This window comes from Amycolatopsis cynarae (assembly GCF_026802195.1).
Lineage (GTDB): Bacteria > Actinomycetota > Actinomycetes > Mycobacteriales > Pseudonocardiaceae > Amycolatopsis_E > Amycolatopsis_E rhizosphaerae.
On the sequence record NZ_CP113836.1, the window covers coordinates 5,174,287 to 5,191,944 of the forward strand.

15 protein-coding genes are annotated in these 17,658 nt (G+C 69.9%); 7 read left to right on the top strand and 8 right to left on the bottom strand.

All coding sequences use genetic code 11. The features are described 5' to 3' along the window. Window positions 1-7: 7 nt before the first annotated feature. From ettA to ORV05_RS24735, 4 genes are all read right to left on the bottom strand, one after another. On the bottom strand, window positions 8-1,684 hold the full coding sequence (gene ettA, locus ORV05_RS24720; RefSeq protein ID WP_268754400.1) for an energy-dependent translational throttle protein EttA: 1,677 nt from the start codon (window positions 1,682-1,684) through the stop codon (window positions 8-10). 120 nt (window positions 1,685-1,804) lie between these two features. After that, window positions 1,805-2,227, bottom strand: a complete 423-nt coding sequence (locus ORV05_RS24725; protein WP_268754401.1) for a single-stranded DNA-binding protein — start codon at window positions 2,225-2,227, stop codon at window positions 1,805-1,807. 159 nt (window positions 2,228-2,386) lie between these two features. Continuing rightward, entirely contained in the window at window positions 2,387-4,396 is a 2,010-nt protein-coding gene (locus tag ORV05_RS24730; RefSeq protein WP_268754402.1) for a cytochrome c oxidase assembly protein, read from the bottom strand. 20 nt (window positions 4,397-4,416) lie between these two features. Beyond that, the gene (locus ORV05_RS24735) at window positions 4,417-5,592 is read right to left on the bottom strand and encodes an MFS transporter (RefSeq protein WP_268754403.1); all 1,176 of its coding nucleotides are present in this window, start codon (window positions 5,590-5,592) and stop codon (window positions 4,417-4,419) included. An 88-nt stretch (window positions 5,593-5,680) separates the two neighbouring features. Here ORV05_RS24735 and ORV05_RS24740 point away from each other — a divergent pair, with 88 nt between their 5' ends. Together ORV05_RS24740 and ORV05_RS24745 are read left to right on the top strand one after the other, a co-directional pair. Then, window positions 5,681-6,730, top strand: coding sequence for a LacI family DNA-binding transcriptional regulator (locus ORV05_RS24740; protein ID WP_268759881.1), 1,050 nt, complete (start codon window positions 5,681-5,683; stop codon window positions 6,728-6,730). A 196-nt stretch (window positions 6,731-6,926) separates the two neighbouring features. After that, window positions 6,927-7,310, top strand: coding sequence for a peptidase inhibitor family I36 protein (locus ORV05_RS24745; RefSeq protein WP_268754404.1), 384 nt, complete (start codon window positions 6,927-6,929; stop codon window positions 7,308-7,310). A 161-nt stretch (window positions 7,311-7,471) separates the two neighbouring features. Here the strand turns inward: ORV05_RS24745 and ORV05_RS24750 are convergent, their stop codons facing one another. Together ORV05_RS24750 and ORV05_RS24755 are read right to left on the bottom strand one after the other, a co-directional pair. Beyond that, complete coding sequence (locus ORV05_RS24750) at window positions 7,472-9,316, bottom strand: glycoside hydrolase family 2 protein (protein ID WP_268759882.1); 1,845 nt, start codon at window positions 9,314-9,316, stop codon at window positions 7,472-7,474. A gap of 132 nt (window positions 9,317-9,448) precedes the next feature. Beyond that, window positions 9,449-10,189, bottom strand: a complete 741-nt coding sequence (locus tag ORV05_RS24755) for a PP2C family protein-serine/threonine phosphatase (protein ID WP_268754405.1) — start codon at window positions 10,187-10,189, stop codon at window positions 9,449-9,451. Between the two features lie 364 nt (window positions 10,190-10,553). On the opposite strand from ORV05_RS24755, the gene yaaA reads away from it, so the two are divergent. The 4 genes from yaaA (at window position 10,554) to ORV05_RS24775 (ending at window position 15,357) form a co-directional block, all read left to right on the top strand. Continuing rightward, window positions 10,554-11,285 (top strand): peroxide stress protein YaaA, encoded by a 732-nt coding sequence (yaaA, locus tag ORV05_RS24760; RefSeq protein WP_268754406.1) that lies wholly within the window; start codon window positions 10,554-10,556, stop codon window positions 11,283-11,285. 297 nt (window positions 11,286-11,582) lie between these two features. Continuing rightward, window positions 11,583-12,506 carry a serine protein kinase RIO gene (locus ORV05_RS24765; RefSeq protein ID WP_268754407.1) on the top strand — a complete coding sequence of 308 codons (924 nt, stop codon included), beginning with the start codon at window positions 11,583-11,585 and terminating at the stop codon, window positions 12,504-12,506. 217 nt (window positions 12,507-12,723) lie between these two features. After that, window positions 12,724-14,079: a DEAD/DEAH box helicase gene (locus ORV05_RS24770; protein ID WP_268754408.1), complete on the top strand. Its 1,356-nt coding sequence runs from the start codon at window positions 12,724-12,726 to the stop codon at window positions 14,077-14,079. A 105-nt stretch (window positions 14,080-14,184) separates the two neighbouring features. After that, window positions 14,185-15,357 (top strand): 8-amino-7-oxononanoate synthase, encoded by a 1,173-nt coding sequence (locus tag ORV05_RS24775; protein ID WP_268754409.1) that lies wholly within the window; start codon window positions 14,185-14,187, stop codon window positions 15,355-15,357. Here the strand turns inward: ORV05_RS24775 and ORV05_RS24780 are convergent. Together ORV05_RS24780 and ORV05_RS24785 are read right to left on the bottom strand one after the other, a co-directional pair. After that, a complete protein-coding gene (locus ORV05_RS24780) occupies window positions 15,323-15,757 on the bottom strand; it encodes a GNAT family N-acetyltransferase (protein ID WP_268754410.1) in 435 nt (144 codons plus the stop codon). The genes ORV05_RS24775 and ORV05_RS24780 overlap by 35 nt on opposite strands. A 12-nt stretch (window positions 15,758-15,769) precedes the next feature. Next, window positions 15,770-16,600 carry a S1 family serine peptidase gene (locus ORV05_RS24785; protein WP_268754411.1) on the bottom strand — a complete coding sequence of 277 codons (831 nt, stop codon included), beginning with the start codon at window positions 16,598-16,600 and terminating at the stop codon, window positions 15,770-15,772. 151 nt (window positions 16,601-16,751) lie between these two features. Between ORV05_RS24785 and ORV05_RS24790 the strand changes: the two genes are divergently transcribed. Further along, a complete protein-coding gene (locus ORV05_RS24790) occupies window positions 16,752-17,618 on the top strand; it encodes a M15 family metallopeptidase (protein ID WP_268754412.1) in 867 nt (288 codons plus the stop codon). Window positions 17,619-17,658: the final 40 nt, after the last annotated feature.

A 17,658-nucleotide genomic window follows, 5' to 3' on the forward strand; every position in this document is an offset into this window, starting at 1 on the left:
TGCGCGCTCAGTCGCGCGTCAGCTTCCGGTGCGTCACCCGGTGTGGCCGGGCCGCCTCCGCTCCCAAGCGATCGATCTTGTTCTTCTCGTATCCCTCGAAGTTTCCTTCGAACCAGAACCACTTCGCCGGGTTCTCGTCGTCCCCTTCCCAGGCCAGGATGTGCGTGGCAACCCGGTCCAGGAACCACCGGTCGTGCGAGATGACCACGGCACAGCCGGGGAACTGCTCGAGCGCGTTTTCCAGCGATCCCAGGGTTTCCACGTCCAGGTCGTTGGTCGGCTCGTCGAGCAGGATCAGGTTCCCGCCCTGTTTGAGCGTCAGCGCCAGGTTCAGGCGGTTGCGCTCGCCACCGGAGAGCACCCCGGCAGGCTTCTGCTGGTCCGGCCCCTTGAAGCCGAACGCCGAGACATACGCGCGGGACGGCATTTCCGTCTGGCCGACGTGGATGTAGTCCAGCCCGTCGGAGACGACCTCCCACACCGTCTTCGCAGGGTCGATCCCCGCCCGGGTCTGGTCCACATAGGACAGCTTGACCGTCTCACCGATCTTGACCTCACCCGAATCCGGGTTCTCCAGGCCGACGATCGTCTTGAACAAGGTCGTCTTACCGACACCGTTCGGCCCGATGACGCCGACGATGCCGTTTCGCGGCAGGTTGAACGACAGGTCCTCGATCAGCAGCCGGTCCTCGAAGCCCTTGCGCAGGTGGTCGACCTCGACCACCACCGAACCCAGCCGGGGCCCCGGCGGGATCTGGATCTCTTCGAAGTCGAGCTTGCGGGTCCGCTCGGCTTCGGCCGCCATCTCCTCGTAGCGGTCGAGACGGGCGCGCGACTTCGTCTGGCGGGCCTTGGCGTTGGAGCGCACCCACTCGAGCTCGGTCTTGAGCCGCTTGGCGAGCTTCGCGTCCTTCTTGCCCTGCACCTCGAGCCGTTCGCGCTTCTTCTCGAGGTAGGTCGAGTAGTTACCCTCATAGCCCACGACCCGGCCACGGTCGAGTTCCATGATCCATTCGGCGACGTTGTCCAGGAAGTACCGGTCGTGCGTGACGGCCAGAACGGCACCGGGGTACGTTGCGAGGAACTGCTCCAGCCACAGCACGCTTTCCGCGTCCAGATGGTTGGTGGGCTCGTCCAGCAGCAGCAGATCGGGCTTGGACAGCAGCAGCTTGCACAGCGCGACCCGGCGACGCTCACCACCGGAAAGGTGCGTGACCGGCTCGTCCGGCGGTGGGCAGCGCAGCGCGTCCATCGCCTGTTCCAGCTGCGAGTCCAGGTCCCAGGCGTCCGCGTGGTCGAGTTCCTCCTGGAGGCGGCCCATCTCCTCCATCAACTCGTCGCTGTAATCGGTCGCCATCAACTCGGCGATCTCGTTGAACCGGTCGAGCTTCACCTTGATGTCGCCAAGGCCCTCCTCGACATTGCCCCGGACCGTTTTGTCGTCGTTGAGCGGGGGCTCCTGCAGCAGGATGCCGACCGACGCTCCAGGCTGCAGGAACGCATCCCCGTTGCTTGGCTGATCGAGCCCCGCCATGATCTTGAGCACGGTGGACTTGCCGGCACCGTTCGGCCCCACGACGCCGATCTTGGCGCCCGGGTAGAACGCGGTGCTGACATCATCGAGGATGACCTTGTCCCCGACGGTCTTGCGCACCTTTTTCATGGTGTAGATGAACTCGGCCATAAGGTCGATCGTAGAGCGATGCGGTCGGAGACCGTACGCCGGTCACCATCCATGGACTCAGTGTTACCTCCCGCTTACCCGGAAGGCAGGCGGGGCAGCGAACCGACCAGCCAGAACGACTCACGCGACCGGCACCGCATCGGCCACCACCGACGGGCAATCGCCAGCCCCCGCGGTCTGCGACGACCCGCGCCCACCATCCTCGCCGCGCTGGATCGGAGCCGTCGCGAACGCCAGATTCGGACCGATCGCACAAGCCTCAACCTCAGGTACAACCCGAGCCTGTCCGCTGTCCGCGAACTGGCAGTACAGCCTGCCGTTGACGATCACCGGATCGCCCTTGTGCAGCGAGGAGTGGACTCCGCGGGCCAGCCTTCGCCAACAGGTCACCCGCACCGACAGCGGGCGCCCGTCGACCCACTGTTCCTTCCCCTTGTCGAACCGGCGTTCGCTGCTGCGCACCCAGAAAGTGACCAGCTCGTGCCTCTGCGCACCCGCACGCTTGATCTCCGGCTCGGTGAGCACCGTGCCGACCACCGTCACCGGAGTCTCCCCCACTGCCATCGCCCTCTAGTCCTTCCCTCGTGCCGGTTTCCGTCCGTGCCACCAGCGTGCCCGGACGGCCGGGGCCGCGGGAAGAAGCAATCGCCCGGCCTGTGGACAACCGGGGTCCTGTGGACAACCGGCCCGGGAGAGACCCCTTCAGACCGATTTGCGGGACTGTGCGGGGTTGGCCAATTGCCTGAGCATCGCGTTGTAAGCCTCGAGATCGGCGTCGCCGTCCCGTTCCGCGCGGCGGTCGTTGCGCTTGGCCTCGCGCTCGTCGGCCCGGGCCCACTGCACCAGCAGCGCGATCAGCACCAGCAGCACCGGTAGCTCGCCGGACGCCCAGGCGATCCCGCCGCCGAGCCGCTGATCGGAGAGCAGATCGTGCACCCAGGGCAGGTTGAGCGAACGGTAGAAGGTCTCGCCGATCACGGTCTGCTTCGACATCAGGATCACGCCGAAGAAGGCGTGGAAGGGCATGGCGGCCAGCACCATGCCAAGGCGGCCGAGGTAGGGCAGCCGCCGCGGCGCGGGGTCGACACCCAGCACCGGCCAGTAGAAGACGTAACCAGCCAGCAGGAAGTGGGCGTTCATCAGCAGGTGTGCCCAGTGGTAGTCGAGCGCGACGGCGAACAGGCCGGAAAAGTACAGGAGGTAAAACGCGCCGACGAACTGCAGCAGGGCCACGACGGGATTCGTGAGCACCTTGGCGACCGGCGAGTGCACCGCGGCCAGCACCCATTCCCGGGGTCCGGGAGGCGAGTCCTTCCCCGCGGCGGGCAGGGCACGCAGTGCGAGCGTGACGGGCCCGCCCAGCACGAACAGCACCGGCGCGACCATCGACAGCAGCATGTGCCCGCCCATGTGGACGCTGAACATGGCGGGCGAGTACCGGCCCAGCCCGGACGAGGTCGCCATCAGCAGCACGAAGCACCCGGCAAGCCACGAGACGGTGCGGCCCACCGGCCAGGCGTCACCCCGGCGGCGCAACCTGCGCAGCCCGACGAGGTAGAACACGGCGAGCAGGATCGCCAGGGTGCCGTACACGAGGTCGAACCGCCACGCGAACAGCAGCCGCAGCGCGGTCGGCGCGCCCGGCAGGTCGTAGCCGATGAGGAGTTCCGTGGTGGACGGCTGGACGAGGCTGCCGGCGGGCGGGGGCGTCCGCGCCAGCGCGGTGGCGAGCCCGATCGTCACGAACATGATCAGCAGCTCGACCGCGGCCAGCCGCAGCAGCTGGCCCCCGCCCTGGCCGTCGACGAGTTTCCGAACCCCGTGCGCACGCTGCTGCTGCCCGAACACGCCGAGCACCAGCAGCGCGACCGTCTTGGCGAGCAGGAGCAGCCCGTAGTCGCTGGTGAACAGGTCGCCCGGCGACACCCGGACCAGCGCGTTGATGATGCCCGAGACCGCCATCACGATCCAGCACACCAGCGCGAGCCGCGAGAACCGCTTCGCCGCGAGCGTGAGGTTCGCCCCCTTTCGCCAGCCGTGCGCGAGCAGGGCGAACAGACCGCCGACCCACAGCGAAACCGCGACGAGGTGGTACAGGAGGCTGTTGGTGGCCAGATCGTGGGAACCACCGCTCGCGGAATGCCCGGTCACCGCGACCGGCACCAGTGCGGCGAGTGACACGAAGAACAACACCGCGGTCCAGCCCCAGGACAGTGCCAGGCGGCAGCCCACCGCGACCAGCAGCACGATGGCCGCCGTGACCAGCCAGGCCTTGGGCTGCTCGATCGCGTCGATGAGGTTGAGGAGAACCGGCGGGGAGAACACCTCGGTGAGCGGTTTCCCGGCCCCGTCGGCGGCGGTGAACAGCACGGAAGCCAGTGCGGAGCCGAACCACACCCAGGCGGCGATGCCCGCGGTGCGCAGGGCGGCGTAGCCGTCACGGGTGACCGTTCCGGATTGCTGGGGCGGTACCAGGAACGCCGCCAGCAGGAGCGAACCGACGGTGACCACCGAAGCGGCATCCGCCAGCACGCGGACGACTCCGACCCCGTACTGCGTCACCACGCCCGGATCGGGCAGGCCGGCGATGACGTAGGCGGTGCTGCTGGACAGGGCGACCAGCGCGACCGCGATGAGTGCGGCCAGGGTCACGCTCACGGTCAGCAGCGGCAGCACAGCGGCCCTGCGTCGGGAGGTAGCTTCAGACTCCACGCTACGAGAGTAGGCCCGTCTCAGGTGGCCGGTTCGAGCGCGGTGAGCTCGCGGTGACGTGCGCGACCTGCGGCGACCGCGGCCGGGGCGATGAGCGCGGCCACCAGCCCGGCCAGGACGAAGGCCGCCGACAGCGAACTCCCCTGGGCCACCCCGCCGATCAGCGGTGGCCCGATGAGGAACCCGCTGTAGGCGACCGTGGTGACGAAGGCGATTTCCCGTTCACCACCGCTGTCGTCGGCGCGCCTGCCCGCCGCCCCGGCCAGGCTCAGCGCTATCGGGAACGAGGCCGCCAGCCCCGCACCGGCGAGCGCGAACCCCACGAAGGCCGGCCAGGGCACCGGTACCACGGCGGCGGTCACGAGCCCGCTGCCCGCGAGCACGGCACCTGCGACGAGTGTCGCGGCGGAGCCCAGTCGCTGCTGGACCCACGCTCCCCCGAGCCGGGTCACGGCCATGGTCAGGGAGAACCCGGCGTAGGCGAGAGCGGCCGAGCCCTCGCCCATGCCGTGTTCGGTGACCATCAGCAGGGCGGACCAGTCCGCACTGGCCCCCTCCGCGATGGCCGAGCACAACGCCACCGCAGCCAGCAGCCACAGCACGGGCCGGCGGGCCGGGGCGACCCTGGGCCCGGCCTGGTTCCGCTCCTGCCGGGGCACGGCACGGGGCAGGCCCCGCACCACGAGCAGGAGCGTCACCACGACGACGATGGCGGCCACGGTGAAGTGCCGGACCGGTGACCAGTGGGCGGCCGCGGCGAGACCGGCGGCGGCCGAGGCGGCCATTCCCCCGAAGCTGAAGCCGGCGTGGAACACGGGCATGAGCGGACGGCCCGCACGACGTTCCGCGCCGACCGCGGCGATGTTCATCGCGACGTCGAAGGCGCCGACCGAGACCCCGAGACCGAACATCATCACGCCCAGTGCGGGAACCGACCCCGCGAGCCCGAGAAGCGGCAGGAGCACGCAGGACAGCAGCGTGGAACCGGCTATCGCGGCGCGAGCACCGGTGCGCTCGACCAGCCTCCCGGACAGTGAGGCGACGATGAGCATGCCGACGGTCAGGCACAGTAGTGCCAGGCCGAACGGGCCCGGCGAGGCGTGCAGCTGCGCGGAAATCGCGGGCACCCTGGGGGCCCACGAGCCGTACAGCGCGCCGTTGAGGGCGAACACCACGAACACCGACACCCGATCCATACGCCACCTCCTTGCCCCACAATGTCTTAAGCGCTTCAGAATGTCCACCCTCTAGACTGCACGGGTGAGCGCACGCCGCCGACCGACACTGGACGACGTCGCCGATGCCGTCGGTGTCTCACGCGCGACGGTGTCGAACGCCTACAACCGGCCCGACCAGCTGTCCGCGGAACTCAGGCGTGAGGTGCTGCGCGCGGCCGAGCGTCTCGGCTACACCGGACCGAACCCGATCGCGCGCAGCCTGGCCACCCGCCGCACCGGGGCGATCGCGTTCATGCTCGACACCGGGCTGTCTGCGGCCTTCTCCGATCCCGCGCTGTCCATCACGCTGGACGCGCTCGCGGCGACGGTCGATCCGGAGGGCCTCGCACTGCTCCTGCTGCCCGGTGGCGACGACGGTGGACCCCGGGCCGACCGGGTCCTGACCGCGCAGGCCGACCTCGCGGTGGCCTACTCCCTGGCGGACGGGGCGCCCGCGCTGCGGGCGGTCCAGCGGCGCGGCCTGCCCCTGGTGGTGATCGACCAGCCCGTCGTCCCCGGTTCGGCCCGGGTCGGCATCGACGACCGGGGCGGTGCGGCGGCCGCGGCCCGGCATCTGCTCGAACTGGGCCACCGCCGCTTCGCCATCCTGTCCGCCCAGTGCCTTTCGGCACCGCGAGGCGGCCCTCTCACCGCGGCGGAGGCGGCCCGCAGCCGGTTTCTCGACAACCGGCAGCGGCTGAGCGGTTATCTCGACGCGATCGAAGCCGCCGGCCTGGACCCGGGTGCGGTACCGATCTGGGAAACGTCCGGGCTGTCCAGGGACGAGGCGATGACCGGGGCTCGCCGCCTGCTCGACCGCGAACCGCGGCCCACCGCCCTGTTGTGCATGTCCGACGAACTGGCGCTGTCCGCGCTCGCCGCCGCCCGGCAACTCGGCCTCACGGTGCCGGGCGAGGTGTCGATCGTCGGTTTCGACGACACACCGGCTGCGGGCTGGGCCGATCCTCCGCTGACCACCGTGCGCCAGGACCTGGTGCGCAAGGGACGGCTGGCGGGCGAACTGGCGCTGAAACTGCTGGCGGGCGGGCGAGCGCCGGAACCGGCCACTTTGGACGTCGAACTCGTCGTGCGGGGATCGAGCGGGCCCGCGAAATAACAGGCTTACCTGCCGCGGGCAAGTAGTTCGGCGAAAATGTGGACAACCTCCGCCCGATCGAGCGATCGGAACCCTACTTATCCACAGAAGTAGAAATGCCTGCTGACAAAGGCAGCCTGACCGGCCATCGTGGAGGACATGCGACGACGGTGGCTTCTCCGGCCGCCGGGACACCAATTACTGGGGAGGGAAAATCATGCATGTACGCGCTTTTCTGCCGAGACTGCTCGTGCTCGCGGTGATAGGAATACTGGCGGGCGGCGGTGTCGCCGAAGCCGCAGGCCCCGGTATGCCGGTGGACTGCCATCAGGGCGAATTCTGCGTATGGGCGGAGGAATCCTTCGGCGCACAGGTCGAACGACTGGATCTGCGGACCGCCAATCCGGAGGAATGCGTGCTCCTTCCCGGAGAGCTGGCAGGGAAGTCTTTCGTCAACCTGATGGACCGCGAAGTCACGGTGTACCAGGACTCGGAATGTTCGACCGAAGGCGATTTCACCACCTATCCCGGCCAAGGCACCTTCGTGCCCCGCGCCCCCTTTCTGGTGCGGGCCGTGACCATCTGGGATCCGGGCGCGTAGACGTGGCGGCCGGTCATCGCTCCTGGGGACCTCGAGTTCGGTGACCTGCCGTCCGGGGCCGCTTCCCGACGGCCCCGACCCGCGGGTGCGCCCCCGCCCCCTTTTCGGGCGCACCCGCGGGTTCCCCACCCACTGCCTCACAGGGGGTGTTCGAGTGGCTGTTACTCGCCGTCGCCCCGCGGCATGATCTCCTCACGGTAGGCACCGATCTCCTCGCCGGGAAGCGCTCGCGCGGGCCTGGTGAGGATGGCCCGGATCTTCGCCGGATCGGCCTTCGGCACCCGGTCGGCGGTCAGCAGGCCGTTGGTCTCCTGCTCGGTGTCGGTGAGCTGGGTGTAGCAGAAACCGGCCAGGGCAGGGGAATCGAGCACCGCGGAGACCAGTTCGTCGAGTTTGTGCACGAGCCCGGCCGCATCGGCCACAGTGGAGTACCCGAACCACTTGTCGCCGGCCTGAGGGGCATAGGACAGGCCACCGAACTCGGTCAGCATGACCGGGCGATCGGCCGTGATCTCGCCGAGCACGAGACGGCGACCACCGGGACGCCCCTCGGCCAGGGTCTTCCGCACCGCGTCAGGGTCGCCGTAGCGCCGGCTGAGGGAGACGCCAAGAGGGGCGTAATCGTGGACACCGTAGATATCGGCCTCGGTGATTTCCCAGCCGTCATTGGAAATCACCGGGCGAGTGGGGTCGACGGCCTTGGTGAGGTGATACAGCGAACTCGCGAAATGCGCCTGGGCGGGAACGGCTGCGATGTCGGGAACCCCCCAGCTCTCGTTGAGGGGAACCCAGGTGACGATGCTCGGATGGCTGCGGTCACGGCGAAGGATCTCCAGCCAGTCGCGCGTCAGCCGTTCGATGGCGGTCGGCCCGAACTCGTAGGCGTTCGCCGCTTCCCCCCACACGAGCAGGCCGAGACGATCACACCAGTAGAGAAAGCGAGGATCTTCGACCTTCTGATGCACCCGGACACCGTTGAAACCGAGTTCCTTGATGAGTTCGACCTCACGCCGCAGCGCCCCGGCATCGGGCGCCGCCAGGTGCGACTGGGGCCAGTAGCCCTGTTCGAGCACCATACGGGGGAAGTAGGGCACCTGGTTGAGCAGGAACCGTCCGTCGGCCACCCCGACCTCGCGGATGCCGAGATAGCTGGCCACCACGTCTTCCGGCCCGTCCGCCGGTTCCACCCGCACCCCCGCATCCACGAGCACCGGATGCTCGGGTGCCCAGAGCAGCCGGTGACGATCCTGCCCGTGCCGGAGCGCGGGCACCGCCACCGGAAACCGGAACCGCCGGTGATCGACCCGGACGGCCTGTTCGGCAAGCGTTTCCCCATCGAGGCGGAGCAACACCCGCACGGTGACGGGATTCTCCGGGTGACTCGACAGTTCGCCCTCACAGACGACCGAGGCGCCCGGCACGTCGGCGATCCACTGCACCTCCCGCAGATGCAGATCCGGCACCACCTCGGCCCACACCGGCTGCCAGATCCCAGTCGTCCGGTGATACCAGATGTCGTGCGGTTCCTCACGCCAGTCCTGCTTACCGCGCGGCTGGGTGGCGTCGTCCGGCTGGTCCTCGACTCGGACCACAATGGACTGTGCGCCGCCGTCGAGACGGAGCGCATCGGTGATGTCGAGTGTGAACGGGGTGTGCCCGCCCTCGTGCCCGCCCACGGGCACCCCGTTGACCCAAACCGAAGCGGCGTAGTCCACGGCGCCGAAGTGCACCACGAACCGGTATCCCGGCGGGGGTGCCGCCGTGTCGAACTCGCGCCGGTACCAGACCACCCGCCGCGGCTGGGGAGCGTGAACACCGGACAGTTCGGACTCGGGCGGGTAGGGCACCGTGATGGTCCGGTCGAAGGCCTCGTGGCCGGCGTACCATCGGTCGGCCAGCCCGGCATCCCCGTCGTCGAAGGCGAATCCCCACCGGCCACAGAGATCCATCCAGTCCTGCCGGACGAGATTCGGGCGCGGGCAGAGGTCCTCGGGTTCCACGGCCATCACCCTGGCCAGGGTACGCAACCACGCTCGGCCGGGCGAGTCGCCTCGCCCGGCACGCCCCGCCTGGCCCGGTGCGCGCCCGCGCCGTTCACGAAGATCGTCCCGGCTCCACCGCAGGCGGCACGACCGCGCTCAGGAGATGTCGCCGACGATGCAGGTGATGTTGTCCGGGCCTCCGCCGGCGTTGGCGATCTCGACGAGCTTGGCCACCGTCGCTTCGGGATCTTCGACCGTCGTCAGCACTTCGGTCAGGAGCTCGGCCGGGACAACGTCGGAGAGGCCGTCCGAGCAGATCAGGTAGCGGTCGCCGGCGCGGGCCTCCACGGCGAAGATGTCCGGTTCGGCCTCGCCGCCGCTTTGCAGTGCGCGAGTGAGCACCGAGCGGCTCGGGTGCGTCATGGCCACCTCGGGCGTGATCCGCCCCTGGTCGACCAGCTCCTGCACGACCGTGTGATCACGGGTGATCTGCTCCAGCACGCCGTCACGCAGCCGGTAGGCACGGGAATCACCGACATGGGCCACCAGGAACCGGGTGCCGTCCCACAACAGGGCGGTCAGCGTGGTACCCATTCCCTGCAGGAGCGGGTCCTCCTCGACCAGGGTGCCCAGCCTTCGCACCGCGTCGCCCACCATTCCGGCGAGCGCGTCGGCGAGGCTCTCTTCGACCGTGTCCTCGGCCAGCCGCCGGTCGAGCTCGGTGACCGCGGCGACGGCGGCCGAACTGGCGACCTCGCCCGCCACGTGCCCGCCCATGCCGTCGGCCACGGCGAGCAGCCGCGGACTGGTATAGACCGAGTCCTCGTTCGCATCCCGCCGCCGTCCGACATCGGTGGCGACGGCATACCGGAGCGTCAGCGACCCACTGGGTTCCATATGTGAAGTAAAGCAGTGGCCGGACGGCGACGGCAGCGCACTCACCCCCCGCCACCGCCATGAGCCCGCTCACCTGCGGATTCAGGCCGCGGGCAGGTTCATCAGGAACCGCACTCGGGTCCATTTCGGAAACAACGCCTCATCATCGGAAACGCCGGACAACCCGGGCCCACACGGGGAACCCCCGCCCGCCGCCCGGCATGCGGCTCCCATCGCTCATGCCGTCGCCCCAGCGCGATGAACACGTTCGTGCACAGCACGTTCGAGTGCGCCCTCTCACACCTTGGGGTGAAAACACCCGTACACGTCGGCCCGCACGACGGCCCACTCCGGTGCGGTGCCCGCCACCGGTTAGCCTGCCCCTGTGCTGGTGCTGCTCCCTCCGTCCGAGACGAAGGCGCCCGGCGGGGACGGTCCGCCGCTGGACTTCGACCACTTCTCCGCGCCGGAGCTGAACCCGGTCCGCCGCAAGCTCGCCGACGCGCTCGTCGAACTCGCCGCCGACCTGCCCGCCAGCCTGACGGCGCTGGGCCTGTCGGCCCGCCAGGAAGACGAGGTGACCCGCAACGGCACCCTGTGGTCGGCTCCGACACTGCCCGCCCTGGAGCGTTACACGGGTGTCCTCTACGAAGCCCTCGACGTCGGTGGTTTCAGCAAGGCGCAACTCGCCAAGGCGGAGCAACGGCTGGCCGTGGCCTCGGCACTGTTCGGCATCGCCCGGGGCTCCGATCGCATCCCGGCATACCGGCTTTCCGGGGGGAGCACGCTGCCTTCGATCGGTTCGCTTCGCGCGTTGTGGCGTCCTGCCCTGGAGCCGGTGCTGGCGGCGAGTGACGAACTGATCGTCGACCTGCGCTCCGGAGCCTATGCGGCGCTCGCCCGGGTCGAGCACGCGGTCACCGTGCGTGTGGTGACCCGGGGCGGGCGGACCGTGAGCCATCACAACAAGGCGTACAAGGGGAAGCTGGCGGCAGCACTGGCGAGGAGCCCTCGGGAACCGTCCACAGTGGAAGGTCTACTCGGCGTGGCGTCGCGGGCGGGCATCCGCCTCGTGCGCAGCGGCGAGAACGAACTGGACCTCGTGATCGAGAACTGAAGTTCCCGTTCCGGCACGGCACCAAGTCCGGTGCAACAGGTTTCGCCGCGGCCGCGCGCTCTCCGACTGACAGGCAGCCGCGGCCGGTGCTAGGGGCAACGGGGCACCGGCCGCGCCCGGTAAATCGCTTGCCGCCCCGCAGCACCCTCGGCCATGATGACGTGACCAGCGGAAAGCGCAGAAGAGGAAAGGAGGCCGCCATGACTGTCGCCGAGTCCGGTTTTGCCTGCTTCCCCCTTCCGCCCGCCCCGCCCGGCTGATTCCGCCCGGTGGGGCCCCGCTCGAGGAGAACCCACCGTGCGCGAGCACAAAGATCTTTCCCCGCGCCGCCGCCGTCGGCGCTTCACTGACGAAGACCCGGCCTACACCCGTCGTGGCCGGCTCACGGAGGCCCAGCGAGCACGGCTCGCCGAGTTGCGTGAGGAGGCCTGGGCGCAACCGGAAATCCCGGGCGGCGGTGACCGCCTCTCGACCTGGGATTCCGGGGTTCGCGGCCCTGAACCGCACCCGTACTGGCTGGTGACCGAACTGGCCGCGGTCGACACCGAACTCGGTATCCTCAAGTCCGGCAAGGAAGCCGACGTGCACCTGCTGCGGCGGGCCTTGCCCGACGGTTCCCGGGAGTGCCTGCTCGCCGCCAAGCGCTACCGGTCGGCCGAACACCGGCAGTTCCACCGTGATGCCGGTTACCTCGAGGGCCGAAAGCTGCGGCGGTCCCGCGAAAACAGGGCGATCGCGCGGCGCAGCGCTTTCGGCCTCAACCTCATCGCCGAACAGTGGGCGGCCGCCGAGTTCACCGCATTGTGTCGCTTGTGGACACTCGGGGTCCCGGTCCCCTATCCCGTCCAGCGCGACGGGACCGAGTTGCTACTGGAGTTCCTCGGCGACGAACGGGGTGAAGCCGCGCCCCGCCTGGCCGGGCTGCGTCCGGCCCCCCGCGACCTGGACGATTTGTGGTGGCAGGCGGGCAGGATCCTCGACCTGCTGGCCGGGGAAGGGATCGCCCACGGGGACCTGTCCCCCTACAACGTCCTTGTGCACGAAGGCAGGCTGGTGCTGATCGATCTGCCGCAGGTGGTCGATGTGTTCGGCAATCCCGCGGGACCCGAGTTCCTCGCCAGGGACGCGCGCACGCTCGCGACCTGGTTCGTCTCCCGCGGCCTTGACATCCACATCCCCACGGTGATCGACCGGTTACGGAGGCGGGCCGGTCTGCGGTGAACGTGACCGTTCCGGTAGACTGATCACAGACCGCGACAGGCAGCGTCGACAAGTGTTGTTCCTCGCAGCCAAGCCAGTTTCGGGCTCGCGGTAATCCACCCACCAACGGCGTCAGCAATGCGCCGGGTCCGTCCCTGTGAACGCCCAGGACAACACTGTGCCCTGCTGTGCAGGCCATTGGGCCTCCTTGCGACGTGCCACGTCCGAGAGGCAGTTAGTGAGTATCACTGTCGAGACCACTTCGGTGACCTCGTTCGCCGACCTGAACCTGCCGGAGCCACTGCTGGTGGCCCTGCGGGAGGCCGGTATCGATGCGCCGTTCCCCATCCAGTCGGCCACCCTCCCCGACGCGCTCGCCGGGCGCGACGTGCTGGGCCGGGCGCAGACCGGCTCCGGCAAGACGCTGGCCTTCGGCCTGGCGCTGCTGGGCAGGCTGGGTGGCGGGAAGGCGCGCCCCAAGCGGCCGCGGGCCCTCGTGCTCGTGCCCACTCGCGAGCTGGCGATGCAGGTCGCCGACTCGCTGACCCCGCTCGCCAAGTCCCTGGGCCTGTGGTGCCGGACCGCCGTGGGCGGGATGGCCTTCAGCCGCCAGGCCGAGGTGCTGGCCCGCGGGGTCGATCTGCTCATCGCCACCCCGGGACGGCTGTCCGACCACGTGCGGCAGGGCACCTGCGTGCTCTCCGACGCGCAGTTCGTCGCCCTCGACGAAGCCGACCAGATGGCCGACATGGGCTTTCTCCCCCAGGTCCGGGAGATCCTGGACCTGACCCCGCAGGGCGGCCAGCGGCTGCTCTTCTCGGCGACCCTCGACGGGGACGTCAAAAAGCTGGTGGACGCCTACCTGACCGACCCGGTCGAGCACTCGGTCGCGCCGGTCACCGCGAGCGTGGACACCATGGACCACTACGTGCTCCAGGTCTCGCACCAGGACAAGCAGGCCATCGTCACCGAGATCGGGGCCCGCGAGGGCCGGACGATCATGTTCGTACGCACCAAGCACCACGTCGACCGGCTCACCGAGCGGCTGCGGGCCAAGGGAGTCCACGCCGGCGCGCTGCACGGCGGCAAGACGCAGGGCCAGCGCAACCGGGTCCTCGCCGACTTCAAGGAAGGCCACACCCCGGTGCTGGTCGCCACCGATGTCGCCGCCCGTGGCATCCACGTCGACGATGTCAGCCTGGTGCTGCACGTCGACCCGGCCGCGGACCACAAGGACTACCTGCACCGGGCCGGACGGACGGCACGCGCCGGGGCCTCCGGCACGGTCGTCACGCTGATCACCCACGACCAGCGCCGAATGGTCCGGCGGATGACCGACCGGGCCGGGGTGCGGGCCGAGTCGGCCGTTGTGCGTCCGGGTGATGCGGAACTGGCCCGGATCACCGGGGCTCGCGAGCCGAGTGGTGAGCCGGTGATCGAGCGTCGCCGCGAGCCCTCCCCGCGCCGCTCCGGCGGTCCCCGCGGTGAGTGGCAGGGCGGCCGGTCCCGCGGCTTCGGCGGGCCCCGCCAGTCGCGCGACGGTTTCCGTCCGCGGCGTACCGGGCACGGTCCGGCGCGCCGCAAGCACGACTGATCCTTTCCGTGGTGACGAGGGCCACCGGCAGCCTGCCGGTGGCCCTCGTTCGCTGTCCGGGTGGCCTGAAACAGCGCTGCGGGCACGCCTTGAGAGGATGCTCGAGTGGACGCGAGCGAAGGTGCGGGAGCGCAGGTTTTCGACTGGCTGGACGCGGAGGCTGGCCGCCGGGCCGAGGCGGGCCTGAGCCGCAGGCTGCAGCCCCGGAGCCCGGTGAACCCCGAACTTGACCTTGCCGGTAACGACTACCTCGGCCTCGCCAGGGACAAGCGCGTGGCCGGTGCGGCCGCCGCGGCCGCACTGCGCTGGGGCGCCGGGGCGACCGGCTCCCGGCTGGTCACCGGCTCCACGGAACTGCACGCCGAGCTGGAGCACGAGCTCGCCCGCTTCTGCGGCACCCAGGCCGCCCTGGTGTTTTCGTCGGGTTTCACCGCGAACCTCGGCGCGGTCACGGCCCTGTCCGGCCAGGAATCGGCCATCGTCACCGATCGCTACATCCACGCCTCGCTGATCGAGGGGTGCCGGTTGTCCCGTGCCGACGTCGCGGCCGTGGCGCACGGTGACCCCGCCGCCGTGAAGCACGCGCTGTCCACCAGGCGCAAATCCCGGGCACTGGTGGTCACCGACTCGGTGTTCTCGGTTGACGGCGATCTCGCCCCCCTGGCGGAACTGTCCGCTGCCTGCCGCGCTCACGGTGCGGCCCTGCTCGTGGACGACGCACACGGCTTCGGGGTACTGGGGGAGGGCGGGCGGGGTGCGGTCCACGCGGCCGGACTGTCCGGCGAACCGGATGTGGTCACCACCATCACACTGTCGAAATCCCTCGGCGCTCAGGGGGGCGCCGTACTCGGGCCGCGCCGCGTGATCCGGCATCTGGTGGACACCGCCCGCAGCTTCATCTTCGACACGGGACTCGCCCCCTCCAGTGCTGCGGCAGCGCTCGCCGCCCTCGGTGCGCTCAAGGCGGAACCGGGCCTGCCGGGCAGGGTGCTGGACAACGCGGCACGCCTGTACGGCCAGTTGAGCGATGCCGGGTTCGCGGTCACCGAGCCGCAGGCCGCGGTGGTGTCGGTGCGCGCACCGTCGCCCGAGGATGCGGTGGCCTGGGCGGCCCGCTGCGCCGAGCAGGGGGTCCGTGTCGGCTGTTTCCGGCCTCCGTCGGTACCTGACGGCGTCTCCCGGCTGCGGCTGACCGCGCGCGCCGATCTGTCGGAGTCCGAAGTGGACACCGCGGTGAAGGTGATCAGTGCGACGGCCCCACGCGGCGCCACATCGTGATGTGCGGGATGCCGTCCTCCTCGAACTCTTCGCCCTCCGGCCGGTAGCCGAACTTCGCGTAGAACCCCTGCGCGTAGGTCTGGGCGTCGAGCACACTGTCGGCCGTGCCGATGTAGTCGAGCGCGGCCGCCATCAGCCGCGCCCCGAGCCCCTGCCGTCGAGCCCGGCGCGACGTCGCGACCCGGCCGATGCGATAGTGCCCGCCGGGTTCGGTGAGGATGCGGAGACAGGCATCGATGCCCTCCTCCCCCGCGATCCAGAGGTGACGGGTGCCGGGCAGCAGGTCACGGCCGTCGAGTTCCGGATAGGGGCAGGCCTGCTCGACGACGAACACGTCGACGCGCAAGCGGAGGAGGTCGTACAGCTGCGAAGAGGTCAGTTCGGTACCGGCGAGGTTCACCGGCCCTGACTATCAGAACAAGGAATCCAGCCGGGCCGCGGCCCTGATTTCGTCGCTGTAGCTGGCCACTCGCGTGTACACCCCGGGCTTGCCTGGCTTGGCGCAGCCGTCTCCCCAGGAGACGATGCCGATCAGGGTGTCACCGACCAGCAGCGGTCCGCCCGAGTCGCCCTGGCAGGCGTCGATCCCGCCGTCCGGGTAACCGGCACAGACCATGGAGCGGGCGTCGTAGTTCGGATAGCTGTCGGCGCAACCGGTATCGCTCGCCACGGGCAGTTCCGCGCGACGCAGGTACTCGGAGCGCGATCCGCCGTCGGTGGTGCGGCCCCAGCCGACCACGGTCGCGGTGGTCCCCTCGGCATAGAGCCTGGGATCGTTCTGTCCGGGCAGCGAAACCGGCTGGTAGGGCACGGCCCGGTCCAGGGTCAGCACCGCGACGTCGTCGCCTTTGCCCGGATCGCTGAATCCCGGCTCGACCCAGACCTTGGCGACCCTGGCAGTCATGCCGTCGTCGGTGCGCTCGTCCTGCCTGCCTGCGACGACGCGAATCTCGGACCGGCTGAGCGCGCGGGCGCAGTGGGCTGCGGTCGCGACCGCGGTGTGGCTCACCAGAACGCCACCGCAGAACTGGTAACCCCTGCGGTCGGTCAGGTACACCGCGTACGGGAAGTCGGTGATGGAGGCCTCCGTGCCACCGACGATCCGGGGACGCACCGTGGCCGAGGGACCGGACGGCCCCGAGGAACTGGCCGACGCCGACGCGATCGGGAACGCCACGGCTATCGCGACGGCGGCCGCGAGCAGCAGGCGGAACTTGCGGTCACGTCGAGCGTGTCTGGCCATGCGGATACCCCTCTGCGACTTTCCCCTATGGTTGCGCTGGGAATCCAGGTGACTCCCGAGCGTGAGAATGCAACGAGTGACACGGTAGTGGATTAGACCGCGAGGCGCTGTCGCTGGATCAGGTGGTCTCCTGGTCTGCCAAGCTGGGCCTGTGCGAATCTCCCCGATGATCGCCGCACTGCTGACCGTGCCGGTCCTGGCCGCGCCCGCCGCGTGCGCGGTGTCGGAGAGGACCGCACCACCGCCGGCTCCTTCACCGGCCGGCACCACCGCCTCTGCTCCGGCGAGCACGTCCCTCACCACCGCCTCCTCCCCCGCGCCGGCACCGTGGACCGTGGGCGCGCGGCCACTGCCCCGCCGCCCGGACGGATTCGGCCAGGTGGAACCGACCCCGGAAGTGCTCAGGACACGTGACCTCCCCACCCGTGACCTCCTGCCGCCCCCGGCCGCCGGGCGGTACGCCGCGACCATCCGGCCCGTGCCCGCCGACGTGCTCGCCCGCAGCACCTGGCAGAGCACGTGCCCGGTGCCTGCGAGCGGCCTGCGCTACCTGACCATGTCCTTCTGGGGTTTCGACGGCCGCGCGCACACCGGCGAGATGCTCGTCAACGCCTCGGTCGCGGAGGCGGTCACGCGGGTGTTCGGTGAGCTGTTCGGGGCACGGTTCCCGATCGAGGAGATGCGCATCACCAGCCCGGCCGAACTGGGCGCGGCGCCGACCGGTGACGGGAACAACACCAGCGCCTTCGTCTGCCGTCCCGCGCGCGGCCAGACCCGCTGGTCGGCCCACGCCTACGGCCTGGCGATCGACCTCGACCCGTTCTGCAATCCCTACACCAAGGGCGATCTCGTGCTGCCCGAACTCGCCTCGGCCTACCTCGATCGCTCCTGGCGACGCCCCGGGATGGTGCTCGCGGGCGACGCGACGGTACGGGCCTTCGCGGCGATCGGCTGGAGCTGGGGCGGAGCCTGGCACGAGCCGGTCGACCGCATGCACTTCACGGCGACGGGCGACTGAGGGGAACAAGCACCGTCCCGGACCGGTTGGCAGGAACGAA

Bases quoted from the DNA above. Each gene is read 5' to 3' on its own strand.
- ettA (WP_268754400.1), bottom strand. From the start codon at position 1,684: ATGGCCGAGTTCATCTACACCATGAAAAAGGTGCGCAAGACCGTCGGG.
- ORV05_RS24735 (WP_268754403.1), bottom strand. From the start codon at position 5,592: ATGGATCGGGTGTCGGTGTTCGTGGTGTTCGCCCTCAACGGCGCGCTG.
- ORV05_RS24745 (WP_268754404.1), top strand. From the start codon at position 6,927: ATGCATGTACGCGCTTTTCTGCCGAGACTGCTCGTGCTCGCGGTGATA.
- ORV05_RS24750 (WP_268759882.1), bottom strand. From the start codon at position 9,316: ATGGCCGTGGAACCCGAGGACCTCTGCCCGCGCCCGAATCTCGTCCGG.
- ORV05_RS24755 (WP_268754405.1), bottom strand. From the start codon at position 10,189: ATGGAACCCAGTGGGTCGCTGACGCTCCGGTATGCCGTCGCCACCGAT.
- ORV05_RS24785 (WP_268754411.1), bottom strand. From the start codon at position 16,600: ATGGCCAGACACGCTCGACGTGACCGCAAGTTCCGCCTGCTGCTCGCG.